The sequence below is a fragment of the Streptomyces sp. NPDC002324 genome, from assembly GCF_053593335.1.
In genome coordinates this window covers 13452-31884 of record NZ_JBSFCF010000019.1, presented here as the reverse complement: position 1 = coordinate 31884, position 18433 = coordinate 13452, and the positions used below count along the sequence as shown (strand labels likewise).

Annotated in this window: 14 protein-coding genes and 3 pseudogenes; 4 read left to right on the top strand and 13 right to left on the bottom strand. The window is 71.9% G+C overall.

Translation table 11 applies throughout. The features are described 5' to 3' along the window. Positions 1–120: 120 nt before the first annotated feature. Entirely contained in the window at positions 121–1461 is a 1341-nt protein-coding gene (locus ACWCRJ_RS24020) for an MFS transporter (protein ID WP_450941202.1), read from the bottom strand. A gap of 316 nt (positions 1462–1777) precedes the next feature. After that, entirely contained in the window at positions 1778–2443 is a 666-nt protein-coding gene (locus ACWCRJ_RS24015; RefSeq protein ID WP_046917344.1) for a TetR/AcrR family transcriptional regulator, read from the bottom strand. Between the two features lie 266 nt (positions 2444–2709). Here ACWCRJ_RS24015 and ACWCRJ_RS24010 point away from each other — a divergent pair, with 266 nt between their 5' ends. Then, on the top strand, positions 2710–3609 hold the full coding sequence (locus tag ACWCRJ_RS24010; protein ID WP_450941201.1) for a shikimate dehydrogenase: 900 nt from the start codon (positions 2710–2712) through the stop codon (positions 3607–3609). Positions 3610–3670: 61 nt separating this feature from the next. Further along, positions 3671–5461, top strand: a complete 1791-nt coding sequence (locus ACWCRJ_RS24005; protein WP_450941200.1) for a bifunctional sugar phosphate isomerase/epimerase/4-hydroxyphenylpyruvate dioxygenase family protein — start codon at positions 3671–3673, stop codon at positions 5459–5461. Between the two features lie 6 nt (positions 5462–5467). Here ACWCRJ_RS24005 and ACWCRJ_RS24000 read toward each other — a convergent pair whose 3' ends face one another. From ACWCRJ_RS24000 to ACWCRJ_RS23965, 8 genes and pseudogenes are all read right to left on the bottom strand, one after another. Continuing rightward, a complete protein-coding gene (locus ACWCRJ_RS24000) occupies positions 5468–6943 on the bottom strand; it encodes a membrane-associated oxidoreductase (protein ID WP_450941199.1) in 1476 nt (491 codons plus the stop codon). 589 nt (positions 6944–7532) lie between these two features. After that, positions 7533–7946 (bottom strand): hypothetical protein, encoded by a 414-nt coding sequence (locus ACWCRJ_RS23995; protein ID WP_450941198.1) that lies wholly within the window; start codon positions 7944–7946, stop codon positions 7533–7535. Between the two features lie 71 nt (positions 7947–8017). After that, positions 8018–8896 (bottom strand): phosphogluconate dehydrogenase (NAD(+)-dependent, decarboxylating), encoded by an 879-nt coding sequence (gene gnd, locus ACWCRJ_RS23990; protein WP_450941307.1) that lies wholly within the window; start codon positions 8894–8896, stop codon positions 8018–8020. A gap of 10 nt (positions 8897–8906) precedes the next feature. Beyond that, positions 8907–9857, bottom strand: a complete 951-nt coding sequence (opcA, locus tag ACWCRJ_RS23985) for a glucose-6-phosphate dehydrogenase assembly protein OpcA (protein WP_450941197.1) — start codon at positions 9855–9857, stop codon at positions 8907–8909. Next, positions 9854–11383: a glucose-6-phosphate dehydrogenase gene (gene zwf / locus ACWCRJ_RS23980; RefSeq protein ID WP_450941196.1), complete on the bottom strand. Its 1530-nt coding sequence runs from the start codon at positions 11381–11383 to the stop codon at positions 9854–9856. Before zwf ends, opcA begins: the two co-directional genes overlap by 4 nt. Then, positions 11380–12561, bottom strand: a complete 1182-nt coding sequence (gene tal, locus ACWCRJ_RS23975) for a transaldolase (protein WP_450941195.1) — start codon at positions 12559–12561, stop codon at positions 11380–11382. Before tal ends, zwf begins: the two co-directional genes overlap by 4 nt. A gap of 19 nt (positions 12562–12580) precedes the next feature. Further along, positions 12581–12943 (bottom strand): annotated as a pseudogene (locus ACWCRJ_RS23970) (transketolase-like TK C-terminal-containing protein); the annotation flags it as partial. Positions 12944–13000: 57 nt separating this feature from the next. After that, a pseudogene (locus ACWCRJ_RS23965) lies at positions 13001–13081 on the bottom strand (hypothetical protein); the annotation flags it as partial. Between the two features lie 132 nt (positions 13082–13213). Here ACWCRJ_RS23965 and ACWCRJ_RS23960 point away from each other — a divergent pair. Next, positions 13214–13783, top strand: a pseudogene (locus ACWCRJ_RS23960) (AraC family ligand binding domain-containing protein); the annotation flags it as partial. Between the two features lie 158 nt (positions 13784–13941). On the opposite strand, the gene ACWCRJ_RS23955 reads toward ACWCRJ_RS23960, so the two are convergent. Continuing rightward, positions 13942–15330, bottom strand: a complete 1389-nt coding sequence (locus ACWCRJ_RS23955) for a glycoside hydrolase family 16 protein (RefSeq protein WP_450941194.1) — start codon at positions 15328–15330, stop codon at positions 13942–13944. 542 nt (positions 15331–15872) lie between these two features. Between ACWCRJ_RS23955 and ACWCRJ_RS23950 the strand changes: the two genes are divergently transcribed. Next, positions 15873–16970, top strand: coding sequence for a serine hydrolase domain-containing protein (locus ACWCRJ_RS23950; RefSeq protein WP_450941193.1), 1098 nt, complete (start codon positions 15873–15875; stop codon positions 16968–16970). 25 nt (positions 16971–16995) lie between these two features. Here ACWCRJ_RS23950 and ACWCRJ_RS23945 read toward each other — a convergent pair whose 3' ends face one another. After that, complete coding sequence (locus ACWCRJ_RS23945) at positions 16996–17889, bottom strand: IclR family transcriptional regulator (RefSeq protein ID WP_450941192.1); 894 nt, start codon at positions 17887–17889, stop codon at positions 16996–16998. Between the two features lie 4 nt (positions 17890–17893). Further along, positions 17894–18319 carry a MarR family winged helix-turn-helix transcriptional regulator gene (locus ACWCRJ_RS23940; RefSeq protein ID WP_005484765.1) on the bottom strand — a complete coding sequence of 142 codons (426 nt, stop codon included), beginning with the start codon at positions 18317–18319 and terminating at the stop codon, positions 17894–17896. Positions 18320–18433 lie beyond the last annotated feature (114 nt).

Below are 18433 nucleotides of genomic sequence, written 5' to 3'. Positions count from 1 at the left end.
CCTGCCGCTGAGCCGCGCCGCCCTTCGCGTCGGGGTCGCTCACGTGAGGGCCGCCGCGACGCACGGGTCCCCGGACACCTCGGGGGTGTCCGGGGACCCGGAGCGGGATGCGGCCGGGTTTCAGGCCGCGACGCGCTCCCGGTCGTTCTTCTCGCGCGGGGTGCGGACGCCGAGGAGTTCGGTCGGGATCCTGTGGGTCTCGCGGGCGGTGAGCGCGGCGATGACCGGCGGGACGCACAGGGCCGCGGTGAACAGGGCCACGGCGAACCAGTCGTCGCCGTCCGGGCCGGCGATCTGCGCGGCGAAGGTGACGGCGAAACCGGCGACGGCGAAGCCGATCTGGGTGCCGATGGCCATGCCGGACAGCCGGACGCGGGTGGAGAACATCTCGCCGTAGAAGGAGGGCCAGATGCCGTTCGCGGCGCTGTAGACGACACCGAAGGTGACGATGCCGAGGACCAGGACCAGCGGGTAGGCGCCGGTGGAGATCGCCCACAGGTAGACGAACATCATCACCGCGCTGCCGCCCGCGCCGATCGCGAACACCGGGCGGCGGCCGATGCGGTCGGAGAGCGTGGCCCACAGCGGGATCGCGCCGAGCGCGACCAGGTTGGCGAGCGCGCCCACCCACAGCATGGAGGAACGGGACAGGCCGACCGACTCGCTCGTGCCGTACGCCAGCGCCCACACGGTGAAGATCGTGGAGACCGAGGCGACCAGCGCGCCCGCGATGACCCGCAGCACGTCCGCCCAGTGCTCGCGCAGCAGGACGGCCAGCGGCAGCTTCGCGACACCCTCGGACTCGGTCTGCCGGGTGAAGGCCGGGGTCTCCTCCAGCGTGCGGCGGATGACATAGCCGACGACGGCCACCGCGATGCTCATCCAGAACGGCACGCGCCAGCCCCAGGACAGCAGCTGGTCCTCGGGGAGCGCCGCGATCGGGATGAAGACCAGGGTGGCGAGCAGCTGGCCGCCCTGGGTGCCGCTGAGGGTGAAGCTCGTGAAGAACCCGCGCCGGTCCGACGGCGCGTGTTCCAGCGTCATGGAGTTCGCGCTGGCCTGCTCACCGGCCGCCGAGATGCCCTGCAGCACCCGGCAGAGCACCAGGAGGACCGGGGCGAGGGAGCCGACCTGGTCGCGCGTGGGCAGGCAGCCGATCAGGAACGTCGACACGCCCATCAGGATCAGGGTGAAGACCATGATCTTCTTGCGGCCCAGCCGGTCGCCGAAGTGCCCGAGGAACAGCGCGCCGATCGGCCGCGCCGCGTACGCGACACCGAAGGTGGCCAGGGAGAGGAGGGTCGCGGTGGCCGGGTCGGACTCGTCGAAGAAGACCGTCGGGAAGATCAGGGCGGCGGCGCTGCCGTAGATGAAGAAGTCGTAGTACTCCAGGGCGCTGCCGATCCAGGCGGCCGTGGCGGCCTTCCTGGGCTGGCCGGGCGGTGCGGCGGGGACGGACACGGCGTGCTCCTTCGAGGGGTCTCCACCGTAGGCGGAGTGTGGCGGAGGGAGGCAGGGGGTGCTGCCGGGGGAGAGGTGCCGGAACCCTGGGGGTGATCGGGGCGGCCGTGCCGGGTGCTGCCCGGCTAATTAACCCACTGGATAGTTAGTAGCGGTTGGCTACGGATGTTGCGCCGACGTTTCCCGGGTGTCAAGAGGTCATGCCGAAGGATCTTCCCGGCGCGGGGCGGCCGGGACGGGGGCGACGCGGCCGACGGCCGCGCACCCCGCCGCCGTGTTCCCCGTGTTCCCCGTGATCCCCGTGGTCTCCGCGTGCTCAGTCCGCCGCGCGGTCCGCCGTCAGGTACGCGATCACCATGTCACCGAGCATCGTGCGGTAGTGCTCGCGCTGACCGGGATCGACCAGGTCGCGCCCGAAGAGGGCGCCGAAGGTGTGCCGGTTGGCGACCCGGAAGAAGCAGAACGCGCTGATCATCGCGTGCAGGTCGACGGCGTCGACCTCGGCCGTGAACAGGCCCGAGCGGCGGCCCGACGCCAGGATCCGGCGGATCACGTCCAGCGCGGGCGAGCCGATCCTGCCGAGCATCTCGGAGGAGGCGATGTGCTCGGCCTCGTGGATGTTCTCGATGCTCACCAGACGGATGAAGTCGGGGTGCGCCTCATGGTGGTCGAACGTCACCTCGGCGAGCCGGCGGATGGCCGCGACCGGGTCCAGATGCTCGACGTCCAGCTCCTGCTCGGTCTGCCGGATCACGGAGTACGCCCGCTCCAGCACGGCGGTGAACAGCTGCTCCTTGCCGCCGAAGTAGTAGTAGATCATCCGCTTCGTGGTGCGGGTCCGGGCCGCGATCTCGTCCACCCGGGCACCGGCGAACCCGGAACGGGCGAACTCCCTGGTCGCGACGTCGAGGATCTCGGCCTTGGTGCGGGCGGCGTCACGGATGCGCCCGTTCGGTCGTGCCGGTTCTTCGACGCTGGTCATCGCGTTCCTTCGGGCAAGGGGCCAGTGTCGGCGATTGTAGAAGCCCGCGCCCGGCGGCCGGGCGCCGAGTTCCCTTGCCGGTCCGGGTCCGGGTCCGGGTCCGGGTCCTGGTCCTGGTCCTGGTTCTGGTCCGGGGCGCGATCCCTGTCGTGCTCGCGGTCGTGCTCGCGGTCGGGTTCGGGCCGGGGTCTTCCCAGGGCTGATTCCCGGGTGCTATGACTAACGTACTAGTTCGTACATTAGTGAGCCGCTCAGGAGGCCCCGCCGTGCCCCAGGTCTCGAACCCCGCCTCTTCGCGGGACTCGTATCTCGTCGGCCTCATCGGTTCCGGTATCGGGCCCTCGCTCAGCCCCGCCCTGCACGAGCGGGAGGCCGACCGGCAGGGCCTGCGCTGTCTGTACCGGCTGATCGACATCGACGACCTCGGAGTCGCGCCGGAGGCGGTCGGCGACCTCGTGCGCGCCGCCCGTGACCTGGGCTTCGACGGACTGAACATCACGCACCCGTGCAAGCAGCTCGTCATCGGGCACCTCGACGGACTCGCTCCGCAGGCCGCCGCGCTCGGCGCGGTCAACACCGTCGTCTTCGAGGAAGGCCGGGCCGTCGGCCACAACACGGACGTCACCGGCTTCGCCGCGTCCTTCGCCCGCGGGCTGCCCGACGCCCCGCTGGAGCGGGTGGTGCAGCTGGGAGCAGGGGGCGCGGGCGCGGCCGTCGCGCACGCCACGCTCACGCTCGGCGCGGAGCACGTCACCGTCGTCGACGCGATGCCCGACCGGGCGACCGACCTCGCCGGCTCCCTCACCCGGCACTTCGGTCCGGGGCGGGCCGCCGCGGCGACGCCGGACGCGCTGCCGGCGCTGCTGAGGGCGGCCGACGGGGTCGTGCACGCGACGCCCACCGGGATGGCCGCGCACCCGGGACTGCCCTTCGCCGCCGAGCTGCTGCACCCCGGGCTGTGGGTGGCGGAGGTGGTGTACCGGCCGCTGGAGACGGAACTGCTGCGCGCGGCCCGGGCCGCGGGGTGCGCCACGCTGGACGGGGGAGGAATGGCGGCGTTCCAGGCCGCGGACGCGTTCCGCCTGTTCACCGGGCGTGAGCCGGACACGATGCGGATGCTGGCCGACATCACCGAGCTGGCCGGGATCGCGGGCGCCCGCAACTGACCGCCGTCGGGCGCGCGGCGTCACCTCATTGAGCCTCGATGAGCCTCCAAGGAGCACCACCATGCGTACATCCATCGCCACCGTCTCGCTCAGCGGGTCCCTCACCGAGAAGCTGACCGCCGCCGCGCGGGCCGGCTTCGACGGGGTGGAGATCTTCGAGAACGATCTGCTCGCCAGTCCGCTCGCGCCCGAGGAGGTACGGGCCCGCTGCGCGGACCTGGGACTGAGCATCGACCTCTACCAGCCGATGCGGGACATCGAGGCCGTACCGGCGGAGGTGTTCGACCGGAATCTGCGGCGGGCCCGGCACAAGTTCGAGGTGATGGGGCGGCTCGGCTGCGACACGGTGCTCGTCTGCTCCAGCGTGCATCCGCTCGCCGAGGACGACGACGCGCTCGCCGCGTACCACCTGCGGCAACTCGCCTCCCTGGCGCAGGAGTTCGGCATCCGGGTCGCGTACGAGGCGTTGGCGTGGGGGCGGCACGTCAGTACGTACGACCACGCCTGGCGCATCGTGGAGGCGGCCGACCACCCGGCGCTCGGCACCTGCCTGGACAGCTTCCACATCCTGGCCCGGGGCTCCGACCCCAAGGCCGTGGAGGACATCCCCGGCGAGAAGATCTTCTTCCTGCAGCTCGCCGACGCGCCGCTGATGGCGATGGACGTGCTGCAGTGGAGCCGGCACTACCGCTGTTTCCCGGGACAGGGCGGCCTCGACGTCACCGGGCTGGTGCGGCACGTCATGGCGGCCGGATACGACGGACCGCTGTCGCTGGAGGTCTTCAACGACGTCTTCCGGCAGGCCGAGGCCGGCCCCACCGCCGTGGACGCCCACCGCTCGCTGCTGATGCTCCAGGAGGCGGCGGGCATCGCCGCGCTGCCGGAGCGGGTGGTGCCCACGGGGGTCGCCTTCACCGAGCTGGTCACACCCGACGCCGAACCGGTGGGCGCGCTGCTCGGCGCGCTCGGCTTCGCCCGCACCGCCCGGCACCGCAGCAAGCCGGTCGACCTCTGGCAGCAGGGCGAGGCACGCGTGCTGGTCAACACCGGCCCGGCCGCCCGGCGCGAGGGCACCCAGCTCGCCGCGATCGGCCTGGAGTCACCGGACCCGGCCGGCGCCGCCCGCCGGGCCGAGGCCCTGCTCGCACCGGTGCTGCCGCGCCGCCGCGCCGCCGAGGACGCGGCCCTGGACGCGGTGGCCGCCCCCGACGGCACGGAACTCTTCTTCTGCGCCACGGACCGACCCGGACTCCCCAGCTGGACCGCGGACTTCCGGCCCGTCGACCACACCGGGCCGGCGGACCACGTCCGGGGCGTCGACCACCTCGCCCTGACCCAGCCCTGGCACCAGTTCGACGAGGCCGCCCTCTTCCACCGCACGGTGCTCGGCCTCCGGGCCAGCGGCAGCGTCGACGTCGCCGACCCCTACGGCCTGTTCCGCAGCCGGCCGGTGACCAACGAGGACGGCACCGTCCGGATCGCCCTCGGCGTCGGCCCCGCCCCGACCGACGACACCGCCCGCCCCCAGCACATCGCCCTCGCCACGGCCGACGTGGTCGCGGCGGCCCGCGCCTTCCGCGCGGCCGGGGGCCGGCTGCTGGCCGTCCCCGCGAACTACCACGACGACCTGGCCGCACGGTTCGCGTTCGCCGACGGCGAGCTGGAGACGTACCGCGAACTCGGCATCCTCTACGACCGTGACGAGGACGGCGAGTTCCGTCACTGCTACACCGAGACCGTCGGCCGGGTCTTCTTCGAACTCGTCCAGCGGGACGGCGGCCACCAGGGCTACGGCGCGCCGAACGCGCCCGTGCGCCTCGCCGCCCAGCACGCCGGGCGGCCGGTCGGCTGAGGGGAGTCACTGACGGCTGACGGTGCGCGTCACACCCGTGACGACCGTCGTCGCCAGGATCCAGCCGGTGATGACGAGAACGTACGACAGCCACTGGCCCGGACCCTCGGGCGCGTACGCCCGCTCCTGTCCGAAGTCGATGATCGGCAGAAGGAGGTCGAGGGTGTAGAAGACCGCGTTGAACGGCGGGGCCTCGTCCGCCTTCAGCGGGCTCGGCGGCTGCGCCGCGTAGGCGACCGACCCCACCGCCATCAGCGACAGCATCCAGACCGCCGCGCGCAGCGGACGGAAGCCGTAGCCGACGGTGGCGTCCTGGGCGTAGCCCCAGAGCCGCCCGTACCAGCGGAGCGTGGCGCGGTGCCGGCGCTGCTTCGCGAGCTGGACGCGCCGGGCCGCGTCCTCGTCACCGATCCGGCGGTACGAGGCCGTCAACTGCTCGTAGGCGTACGGCAGATACGCCTCCCCGTCCCGCTCCAGCATGGGCAGCCGCCGCTGGGCGGGCTCGTGCGGGATGAGGGAGGTGTAGGTGAGGCTGTTCAGCAGGACCGTGTCCGGCAGCATGTCCGGCTCCGCGAACAGCACCTCTATCTGGGCGCGCCGCATGTTGAGGATGCCCTCCATCGGGGGGCCGTCGCGCAACCACAGTTCGCTGATGACGGAGCTGCTCACCCGCAGCGCCGTGCCCCCGGGGTTCGACAACCGCGCGTACGACAGCTCCAGCCAGCCGCCCACCCGGGCACCGCGCAGCTCGACCCGGCCGCGTACGTCCGCGTGGCGCAGCACGATGTCGGACTCGGTGGCGAGCGCCTCCGCGCCGAGGGCGGTGCCGCCGGGCCGGTGCAGCCGTGCGCGCTTCAGATCGACCGCGCCGGCGACATGGGCACCGCCGAGCCGGACCTCACCGTCCGCGCGAAGTCCGGGGGCGCACAACTCCTCGCCGATCTCCGCCTGGTTGAGCCGCAGCGCGGGCTCGTCGTCCGACCCGGTGAACTCGGCGCGCTCCATGAACAGGGTCCCGGAGATCTGCGCTCCGGTGAGCCGGACCGGGCCCCGGAACCGGCATGCGGTCAGCCGCAGGCCGCCGTCGACCCGTACCCGCGCCGAACGCAGGCCGGGCAGCGCGGACCTGCTCAGATTGAGATAGGTGAACCGCGCGCCCGAGAAGTCGGGGACCTCGTCGAAGTGGCAGCCGCTCAGCCGGACGACGCTGTCGACCGAGGCGTACTTCAGCTCCAGTCCGCCGGTGATCCGGGCGCCCTCGATCTTGAGGGCGGCGACCTCGCCCTCCTCCTGGGGAGCGGTGAGCAGCAACGCCCGCAGCACCCGGGCCCGGACGGTCCGCTCGGGCCCCCAGCCGGAGCCGTCCGCCGCGGTCCGGTCCTCGGCCGTTCCCGGACCGGCGGTCGTGAAGTCCACCGCAGCGCCGAGCGGAAAGGCGTCCCACACCCGCCGCTCGGCCGCCGTCAGATCGTTGATCATCATCAACGGGCATCTCACCCGCAACGCCTGTACCTGTCAACCACGCCTGGTGGGACCACACTTCGGCGTGCGCCCGGTGCGCGTCCGTGAGGCCGTGGGTGAGGAACCGCTCGTAGTACTCGTTCTCCACATGGTGGACCTGGAGCCAGACGCCCGGGACATGCATCGCGTCCGTGTGGGCGGGGAGGCGGCCGTGCGTGCGGAGGATGTACTCACAGATGTCACGGGCGCAGTCGATCACCCGCTCGTCGTACTCGCTCGCCTCCGTGAGATAGCACTGCCCGTAGTCCTCGCGGTAGATCCGGGCGAAGACGTCGCGGTCGGTGTGGACGCCGCCGCGGCCGAACTTCTGCCGGACGACGCGGTCCACGGCCTGCGACATCGTCCCGACCATGGGCGGGCAGGCGGCGGCGATCCGCGGGTTGCCCTCCTCCAGCCGGAGTTCGGCGCGACCGTCGGCCGTCCGCAGGATCCGCGCGGTCCGCTCGTCCGCGCCGTACACCTCGGAGCCGTCCCACCAGTGGGAGGCGCTGTTGGCGAACAGGATCGGCGGCTCGCCCGGCCGTGCCGAGACCCACCGCGAGCGGCAACTTCACGAACAGCCCGAACGGCTTCCGCAGCGGGCTCCGCGCGCCCGCCATGGCCTGGCGAAGGCCACGAACTCCCGCGCGTTCGCCGCGTGCGACACCGGGAAGCCGGTGGCCGGCAGGTCGTGGCTCTCGTCGTCCGACACCCGTACGCGTATCGCCGCGCCCCGCAGGTAGGCAGAGCCTTCGCCCTGCCGGATGCCGCTCGCGTTGGACAGCCGGACCACCGCCGCACAGTCGGCTCCGGGCTGAGCGAAGCCGACCCACAGGGCTGCCGGAAGGTCGTCGTGGAAACGCAGCCGCGCGTTCTCCACGGCCACCGGGGCCTTCGCGTGGAACGCCCGCGCGATCCCGCCGCCCCCGGCGCGCCGGTTCCTGAGCTGGACGTCCATCAGCTCCCGGGCCGGCCGTTCGAACACGAGCTGTCCGAATCCCCGCGCCCTGGCGGGGCGCGGGGAACTCTCCGGTCGGCGTTGCGGGACGCTGTCGCCTACTTGTTCGACTCCACCGCGTGCCCGCCGAACTGGTTGCGCAGCGCGGCGATCATCTTCATCTGGGGGGAGTCGTCCTGACGGGACGCGAAGCGGGTGAACAGCGACGCGGTGATCGCCGGCAGCGGCACCGCGTGGTCGATGGCGGCCTCGACGGTCCAGCGCCCCTCGCCCGAGTCCTCGGCGTAGCCGCGCAGCTTCGCCAGGTGCTCGTCCTCGTCGAGCGCGTTGACGGCGAGGTCCAGCAGCCAGGAACGGATCACGGTCCCCTCCTGCCAGGAGCGGAACACCTCGCGCACGCTCGTCACCGAGTCGACCTTCTCCAGCAGCTCCCAGCCCTCGGCGTAGGCCTGCATCATGGCGTACTCGATGCCGTTGTGGACCATCTTGGAGAAGTGCCCGGCACCCACCTTGCCCGCGTGGACATAGCCGTACGGCCCCTCCGGCTTGAGGGCCTCGAAGATCGGCTGGAGGCGCTCCACGTGCTCCTCGTCGCCGCCCACCATCAGGGCGTAGCCGTTCTGGAGCCCCCACACGCCTCCCGAGACACCCGCGTCGACGAAGCCGATGCCCTTCGCGCCCAGCTCGGCGGCGTGCTTCTCGTCGTCCGTCCAGCGGGAGTTGCCGCCGTCGACGACCGTGTCGCCGGGCGACAGCAGCTCCGCCAGCTCGTCGACGACGGACTGCGTGGCGGCGCCGGCGGGCACCATCACCCAGACCGTGCGCGGGCCGTCGAGGCGCTCGACGAGTTCGGCCAGGCTGCCCACGTCGGAGACGTCCGGGTTGCGGTCGTAGCCGACGACGGTGTGGCCGGCGCGGCGGATCCGCTCGCGCATGTTGGCGCCCATCTTGCCGAGACCGATGAGGCCCAGCTGCATCGTTGTCATGTCAGTGCGCTTCCTTCTGTGCGTCAGGAGTGGGGGCCTGGCGGTCGCCGCCGCGCAGGGCGACGGCGTACATCTCGTCGGCGTCGAGACGCCGCAGTTCCTCGGCGATCAGCTCGGAGGTGGCGCGCACCTTCAGGGCCAGGGTGCGGGACGGCTGTCCCGGCAGCGTGAGGGTGGCCAGCGGGCCCTCGGGGCGGTCGATGACGACCTCGCCCCTGGCGGTGCCGAGGCGTACTCCTGTCACCACCGGCCCGGCGGTCAGGACCCGCTCGACGGACACGCCGAGCCGGGCCTCCAGCCAGCGGGCCAGCAGTTCGGCGCTCGGGTTGTCGGCCTCGCTCTCCACGGCGGCCGAGGTGATGGTCTCCTTGGCCTGGTCGAGCGCGGCCGCCAGCATCGAGCGCCACGGCGTCAGCCGGGTCCAGGCGAGATCGGTGTCGCCGGGCGTGTAGGAGGCGCCGCGCTGCTCCAGGGCGGCGAGCGGGGACTCCACGGCGTACATGTCGGTGATCCGGCGCTGGGCCAGCGCGCCCAGCGGGTCCTTCGCCGGGTTCTCCGGCGCGTCCACCGGCCACCACACCACCACCGGCGCGTCCGGCAGCAGCAGCGGCAGGACCACGGAGTCGGCGTGGTCGGACACCTCGCCGTAGGTCCGCAGTACGACCGTCTCGCCGGTGCCCGCGTCGGCGCCGACCCGTACCTCGGCGTCCAGGTGCGACTTGGTGCGGTCCTTCGGGGTACGGGCGTGCCGCTTGATGACGACCAGGGTGCGCGAGGGGTGCTCGTGCGAGGCCTCCTCGGCCGCCTTGATCGAGTCGTAGGCGTTCTCCTCGTCCGTCACGATCACCATCGTGAGGACCATGCCCACGGCGGGCGTGCCGATGGCCCGGCGGCCCTGCACCAGGGCCTTGTTGATCTTGCTTGCCGTGGTGTCCGTCAGGTCGAATTTCATGGCCTGCGCCAGCTCCGTCCGTCTCGTGCGAGCATCTCGTCCGCTTCCTCGGGGCCCCAACTGCCCGAGGCGTACTGCGCGGGCCTGCCCTGCTTGGCCCAGTACTCCTCGATCGGGTCGAGAATCTTCCAGGACTCCTCCACCTCCTGATGGCGGGGGAAGAGGTTGGCGTCGCCGAGCAGCACATCCAGGATCAGCCGTTCGTACGCCTCCGGGCTGGACTCGGTGAACGACTCGCCGTACGCGAAGTCCATGGTGACGTCCCGGATCTCCATCGAGGTACCCGGCACCTTCGAACCGAAGCGCACGGTCATCCCCTCGTCCGGCTGCACCCGGACGACGACCGCGTTCTGCCCCAACTCCTCGGTGGCGGTGGAGTCGAACGGGGAGTGCGGCGCGCGCTGGAAGACCACCGCGATCTCCGTCACCCGGCGGCCCAGCCGCTTGCCGGTCCGCAGGTAGAACGGCACTCCCGCCCAGCGCCGGTTGTCGATGCCGAGCTTGACCGCCGCGTACGTGTCCGTCGTCGAGGAGCGGTCGATGCCCTCCTCCTCCAGATAGCCGGGCACCTGCTCACCGCCCTGCCAGCCGGCCGCGTACTGCCCGCGCACGGTGTGCCGGCCCAGATCCTCCGGCAGCTGTACGGCCTTGAGCGCCTTCAGTTTCTCGGTCAGCAGCGACTCCGCGTCGAACGCGGCCGGTTCCTCCATGGCGGTCAGGGCCAGCAGCTGCAGGAGGTGGTTCTGGATGACGTCACGGGCCGAGCCGATGCCGTCGTAGTACCCGGCGCGACCGCCGATGCCGATGTCCTCGGCCATCGTGATCTGTACGTGGTCCACGTAACTCCGGTTCCACAGGGGCTCGTACATCTGGTTGGCGAAGCGGAGCGCCAGGATGTTCTGGACGGTCTCCTTGCCGAGGTAGTGGTCGATGCGGAACACCTGCTCGGGGTCGAACACGTCGTGCAGCACCGCGTTCAGCTCGCGGGCGCTGGCCAGGTCGTGGCCGAACGGCTTCTCGATGACCGCGCGCCGCCAGGATCCCTCGGGCGGACTGGCCAGCTTGTGCTTCTTGAGCTGCTTGACGACCTTCGGGAACATCTTCGGCGGCACCGAGAGATAGAACGCGAAGTTGCCGCCCGTACCCCGGGAACCGTCCAGCTCCTCGACGGCCTCGCGGAGCCGCTTGAACGCCTCGTCGTCGCCGAAGTCACCGGGGATGAACCGCATCCCCTCGGCGAGCTGCTGCCAGACCTCCTCACGGAACTCGGTACGGGCGTGCTCGCGGACCGCGTCGTGCACGATCTGCGCGAAGTCCTCGTCCTCCCAGTCCCGGCGCGCGAAGCCCACCAGCGAGAAGCCCGGCGGCAGCAGGCCCCGGTTGGCCAGGTCGTACACGGCCGGCATCAGTTTCTTGCGGGACAGGTCACCGGTCACCCCGAAGATGACGAGCCCGGACGGGCCCGCGATCCGGGGCAGCCGGCGATCCTCCGCGTCCCGGAGCGGGTTGTGCCACTCGGCGGTCATTTCCCATCAACTCCCTTGCTGTTCAGCGACTTCGCCACCATGTCCGACAGCTCCTGCCACGCCGCTTCGAGCGCGGCGACACCCTGGTTCTCCAGCAGACCCACGACCTCCTCGTAGGAGATGCCGAGCGCCTCCACGGCGGCGAGGTCGGCACGTGCCCGCGTGTAGCCGCCGCTCACCGTGTTCCCGCGGATGCCGCCGTGGTCGGCGACGGCGTCGAGCGTGGCCTCGGGCATGGCGCTGACGGTGCCGGGCGCGACCAGCTCGTCCACGTACAGGGTGTCCCTGTACGCCGGGTCCTTCACGCCGGTCGAGGCCCACAGCGGGCGCTGCTTGTTGGCGCGGGCCCCGGCGAGGGCGGTCCAGCGGCTGCCGGGGTGCGCGGTGTCGCCGGCCTCGCCGAACACCTCCTCGTACGCCTCGTGGGCGAGCCGCGCGTTGGCGAGCGCGGCGCGGCCCCTGAGGGCGAGTGCCTCCGGTGTGCCGAGCAGCGTCAGCCGCTTGTCGATCTCGGCGTCGACGCGGGAGACGAAGAAGGAGGCCACGGAGTGGACGGCGGTCAGGTCGAGGCCCGCCCCCCGCGCCTTCTCCAGGCCCGCCAGATAGGCGTGCATCACCTCGAAGTGGCGCTCCAGCGAGAAGATCAGCGTGGCGTCGACGCCGATGCCGAGCCCGATGACCTCGGTGATCGCCGGGAGGCCCGCTCTCGTCGCCGGAATCTTGATCAGCACGTTGGGGCGGTCGACGAGCCAGGCGAGCTGCCTGGCCTCGGCGACGGTCGCGGCGGTGTCGTGAGCGAGCCGGGGGCCGACCCCGATGGAGACCCGGCCGTCCCGTCCCGCCGTCGCCTCGTACACCGGGCGCAGGACGTCGGCGGCGGCGCGCACATCGGCGGTCGTCATCATCCGGACGGCCTCGTCGACCGTCACCCCGCGCACGGCGAGGTCGGCGAGCTGCTCCTCGTAGCCCTCCCCGGAGCCGATGGCGGCCCGGAAGACGGACGGGTCGGTCGTCACGCCGACGACGTGCCGCTTCTCGACGAGCTTCGCGAGGTTGCCGGAGGAGACGCGGGTGCGGGAGAGGCCGTCGAGCCAGACGGAGACGCCCTCGTCACGGAGGCGCTCCAGAGGGTCCGTGACGGTGTCCGCCACGGCTGTTTCGGTGGTCACAATGATCATCTTCCTTCAGGCGCTCGCGTCAACCGCGCACGGCGGTGTGTGATTCCCTCGCGGCGGCGACGACGTGCTCGGAGGTGAAGCCGTACTCGGCGAACAGCGTCTTCGCGTCGGCGGAGGCGCCGAAGTGTTCGAGGGAGACGATGCGGCCGTGGTCACCGACGTAGCGGTACCAGGTCAGACCGATCCCCGCCTCGACCGCCACGCGGGCCTTCACGGACGGCGGCAGCACGCGCTCGCGGTATTCGCGCGGCTGTTCCTCGAACCACTCCACCGACGGCATCGACACGACCCGCGTCCCGACCCCCTCGGCCTCCAGCCGCTCCCGCGCGCCGACGGCGAGCTGCACCTCGGAGCCCGTGGCGATCAGGATCACCTCCGGGGTCCCATGAAAGAGCGTGTACGCGGCGGGCGCGAGGCTCATCGCCGTACCCGGGTGCCCGTTGCCGGCCTTCTGCACGGCGTCGGCGGCCAGCAGGCGGGCGGTGTCGACGGCGTGCCGGTCGAGTTCTGTCCAGTTCATGTTCAAGAAGTCCTCGATGAGACGGCGAGAGTGCTCTGACACATGCAAAAGTGAAGTCTGACTTTTGATGGGTAGGTCGTCGTGCCCCAGCCTTCGGTGCAACCGGGACACCGACGACGCGGCGGCGAGGACATGACGGAGAGAGACTTCCCGGACGGCGACCGGATCAAGACCTTCCCGTTCCCCGTCGACGACGGCCTCTCCGGTATCGGGATGCGGGTGGGCCCGATGAGCGACCACGAGCTGTGGCGCGCGGACATACCCCTGGAGGGGGTGCACCGCATCGACTTCACCGTGGTGCTGCTGTTCGACGACGGTCCGGTGCGCCACATGGTCGACTTCACCGAGTACGAGGTGGGCGCGGGCGATCCGTTGTGGATCCGTCCGGGGCAGGTGCATCGATTCTCACGCGTGAGCGAGTACCGCGGGAGGGCCCTCACCATGCAACCCGGCTTCCTGCCCCGCGCCACCGTCGAGGCGACCGGCCTCCACCGCTACGGCCTGCCGCCGTTGCTTGGCCCCGGCAAGAAGCAACTGACGGCCCCGCGCGCCTCGTTGGCACAACTGGAACGCGAGTACGCCGACGCGACCGCGCCGACCGCCACCCTGCCGCTCGGTCTGCACGCCGCCGTGCCGCGGCACTCCCTGACGGCCTTCCTGCTGCGCCTGACCCATCTCGCCGCCCCCTCGGCCGAGTCGGCTACTCCCGCCGTGGCGCAGATGCGGTGACCGGCCGGGCGAGAGCGCCGGGGGCCTGGCAGGGAGGGGCTCTGCGGGAAGTGCTCCGCGGGGAAGTGCTTCGCGGGAAGGGGCTCCGCGCCGATGCGCGAAGCCCCTCCTCGTACGTGCCGACCAGCCGCTCAGCGGCCGAAGTTGAACCAGTTCACGTTCACGAAGTCCTGCGACTGCCCGCTGGTGAAGGTCAGATAGACGTCATGGGTGCCGGTGACCCCGCTGATGTTCGCCGGCACCGTCCGCCAGGACTGCCAGCCCCCGGTGTCGGCGATCGAGAAACTGCCCACCGGCGCGTTCGACCGGCTGTCGAGCCTGACCTCGACGAGGCCGCTCACCCCCGAGTTGGCGCCGGAGGCCACGCGGGCGACGAACTGCCTCGCGGCCGTGGTACCGAAGCCGACGTCTCGGAACAGCGCCCAGTCGCCGTTGGCCAGCGCGCCGATGTTCTGGCCGCCGCCGGAGTCGGTCGTGGTCTCGGTGAGGGTGCCGCTCTGGCTGTTGTACGACTCGGCCTGGATGGCGCTGTAAGCGTCACGGGTGCCCGTCGGGGGCGGGGTGGTCGTGCCGCCACCGGCCGACAGCACCTGCACGTAGTCGACGACCATGGGAACACCGGAGCGGGTGTCGCCGTCCAGGCCGCCGCCGAACGCGTCCGGGAAGGCGCCGCCCATCGCCACGTTCAGGATGATGAAGAAGCCGTGGTTGGTGGCGTTGGACCAGGTGGTCGCGTCGACCTGGCCCGCGTTGACCGAATGGAACTGGGTGCCGTCGACGGAGAACCGGATCGTCTCGGGGGTCACCGAGCGGTCCCACTCCATGGTGTACGTGTGGAAGCCGGACTGGCAGGTCGTGCCCGGGCACGCGGTGGAGTTGCCGATGCCGGTCGTCTCGTTGCACGGGCCGCCGGGGTTGGTGCCGCAGTGGATCGTGGCCCAGACCTGGTTGCGGCCCTGCACGTTCTCCATGATGTCCAGCTCGCCGACGCTCGGCCAGTTCTGGTAGTTGCCCCGGTAGGGGGCGCCCAGCATCCAGAACGCCGGCCAGTAGCCCTCGGCGGCCGTCCCGGTGACGTTCGGCATCTGGAGCCGGGACTCGACCCGGAGCTTGCCGCCCGCCGGGGGCTGGAAGTCGGTGCGGTTGGTCTCGATGCGGCCGGACGTCCACCTGCCCGCCGAGTCGCGGACCGGGGTGATGCGCAGGTTGCCGTTGCCGTCGAGGGAGACGTTGCTGGTGCTGTTCGTCATGGTCTCGACCTCGCCGGTGCCCCAGTTGGCGGGGCCGCCGGGATACGAAGTCCCGCTCGCGTACTGCCAGTTGGAGGTGTTGACGCCGGTGCCGGCCGTGCCGTTGAAGTCGTCGACGAAGACCTGGGTCCATCCTGCGGGCGGTGTGGGGGCGGCGCCCTGCGCGGTCGTCGCCCACGCCGTGGCCAGCGCCAACGCGCCGGCCATGGCGAGGAACGCGCGCCTGAGCGGGCGGCGACGTCCGAGGGGTGTGCCGGAGGGTTCACTCATAGCGGCCTCTTCGGGTGTACGGAGTGAATGCGCGGGTGGGGGAGCGCTCCGTGGAGTCCCGTCCTGAGAGCGCTCTCAAGAAGAGCGTGCGGTCAATGTGCGCTCCGGCGCCGCGGCCGTCAAGAGTCAAAGCGGAGAAAGTCCTTGTGCCAGGGACGAGTTCACCCTGTGAAGATCGGCCGTTCTCGGGTGGTATCCGGCCGAGGAGTGGGGGCCGGTGCCGCCGACGGCGCCCGATGCCTGGCGGCGGACGCGCATGGCCGGGCTTTCGGTTCGCCCGGGTTCACGAAGAACGCCATGGCGCCGGCGGTCGCCACGATCGCGTCGTCCACGAGCGGGACACGCGGCGGGGGCTCGGTCGCGGTGTCCCCCGGGTCGTCGAGCGCGCCCGTGCGCCACAACTCGCCACTCGTGTCGCTCTCCAAGGCCGGACGCGGCGGCGACGCCCCGCGGCGAGCACGACTGCTTCGGTGACCTGAACGGCGGTGTGCCGACGAACAATTCGATGGCTCCGCCCTGGGAGGCCCCGCTACCTTCCCCTCATGGCGATGACTCATGGCACGTGCACGGACAGGTTCGCCGGAGTGCGCGAGGCGCTGTCGGCCTCGCTGGACGACAAGGACGTGGGTGCGTCGGTCGCCGTGTTCGTGGACGGTGAGCCGGTGGTCGACCTGTGGGGCGGATACGCCGACGCGGCGCGCACCACACCCTGGGAGCGGGACACGCTCACCCATGTGTGGTCCACCACCAAGACGATGACCGCCCTGTGCGTGCTGATGCTCGCCGACCGGGGCGTACTGGACCTGGATGCGCCGGTGGCGACGTACTGGCCCGAGTTCGCGGCGGCGGGCAAGGAGAACGTACGCGTCAGCCATGTGCTCGCGCACACGGCCGGTCTGCCCCGCTTCGAGGCCCCCATGACGCTGGAGGACCTGTACGACTGGCCGACCGTCACCTCGCGGCTCGCCGCGCAGGCACCGGCCTGGGAGCCCGGCACCCAGGCCGGTTACCACGCGGTCACCCAGGGGTATCTGCTCGGGGAGATCGTCCGCCGGGTCACCGGCCGCAGCCTCGGCACCTTCCTCGCCGAGGAGGTCACGGGCCCGCTGGGGGCCGACTTCCACATCGGGCTCGCCGCCGAACACGACCACCGGGTGGCGCCGATCATCCCGCCGCCCTCCTCCCCGCCCCGGAGCGGTCCGCCGCCCAACCCGGTGATCCCGGAGGGTGCCGCCAACACGACCGCCTGGCGCCGCGCCGAGATCCCGGCCGCGAACGGTCACGGCAACGCCCGCTCGGTCGCCGCCGTGCAGTCGCTGCTGGCCTGCGGCGGCGCGGCGCGCGGGGTGCGGCTGCTGTCGGAGAAGGGCTGCGAGCGGGTTCTGGAGGAACAGTTCGACGGCGTGGACAGCGTCCTGGGCGTGCCGATGCGCTACGGCATGGGCTACGGGCTGAACGGCGGCCAACTGCCCAACCCCCGCACCTGTTTCTGGGCCGGCTGGGGCGGCTCGATCGTCCTGGTCGACTTCGACGCCCGGATGTCCGTGGCGTACGTGATGAACCAGATGATCGACGAAGGACTCTCCGACGACCGGGCCTTCATGCTCCTCGCGGCCGTCTACGAGGGCCTGTCGGCCTGAGCCCGACGCCCCACCCGCACACCCCTCACGAGGGGGACGAGCCCCGGCCCGGGATCAGTGACCCCCGGCGGGGCTCGTCCGGCTGCCAGCCCAGGGCGCGGGAGATCCCGCGAGCCGCCACCCGTACGGCGGGTGTCAACACCGGTACCTGGGCGCCTGCCTGGGGCACCACGACCGAGACGGCCGCGACGACGCCACCGCCGGGGCCGCGTACCGGCGCGGCCACCGACAGCGCGTCCTCGGTGACCTGACGACTGCTCACGGCCACGCCCGTGCGCCTCACCTCGGCCAGGACGCGCCGCAACCGGGGCGCGTCGGCGATGGTGTACGGCGTGAACGAGGTCAACGGCCCCTGGCAGTAGGTCTCCTGGGACACGGTGTCGCCGTGGGCGAGGAGCGCCAGGCCCACCCCGGTGGCGTGCAGGGGCCAGCGGGCGCCGACCCGGATGTGGACGCCGACGGCCGAGCGCCCGGAGAGCCACTCGATGTAGACCACGTCGTCGCCGTCGCGTACCGCGAGCTGCACGTTCTCGTGTGTGGCCTCGTACAGGTCCTCCAGGTACGGCAGTGCGATCTGGCGCAGCGCGAGCCCGCGCGGGGCGAGCGCGGCCAGCTCCCACAGGCGCAGGCCGACGTGGTAGGTCCCGGAGCTGTCCCGCTCCAGGGCGCCCCACTCGGTGAGCGCGCCGACCAGCCGGTGGGCCGTGGTGAGGGACAGCCCGGCCCGGCGGCCGATGTCGCTCAGGGAGAGCGCCGGGTGCTCGTGGTCGAAGGCGGCCAGGACGGCGAGGAGCCGGTCCGGCGCGGAGCGGGCGGCTCCCGCGGACGCGGGCGCGGCCGTCCGGGGCGCGGTCCCCGGCGGCGACGGCTGCCCGGGCACGGGCCCCGGCCATGGGAGCGCGTCGGTGGTCATCGGCATGGCGTCACCCCAGTCCGGCCTCGGCGACCTTCTGCAGCAGTACGTGGAGGGTCTCGCGCTCGTCGGCGTCGAGGGGTTCCAGCAGCTCGTTCGTGACGCGTTGTCCGGCCTCGTCGGTGTCCCGCAGGAAGGCGCGGCCGTTCTCGGTCAGGACGACGATCCGGCTGCGGCGGTCGTCGGGGGCGGGGCGCCGCTCGGCGAAGCTCAGTTTCTCCAGGTCGTCCACCAGACCGACGATCGCGCTCGGGTCGTACCCGAGCGACGCGCTCAGCTCGCGCTGGAGCGCCCCCGGGGACGTGGCCAGGAAGCGCAGCAGCGCGTAGTGCCGCAGCCGCAGCCCCGACTCCTGGAGGGAGGAGTTGAACAGCTGCCCGGACCGCATCCCCAGGCGGTACAGCAGATAGCCCGTGTCCGCGTGCAGGGCGCGCATCCAGGGCTCGCGCGCGTCGATCGGGGCGGCGTTCTGCGTCTGCTGGCGGGCGATGGCGGGCTCCCGTGGTCGAGGCCCCGGACAGGGGGCGTGCTGGTGTTCCGTCCCAGCATG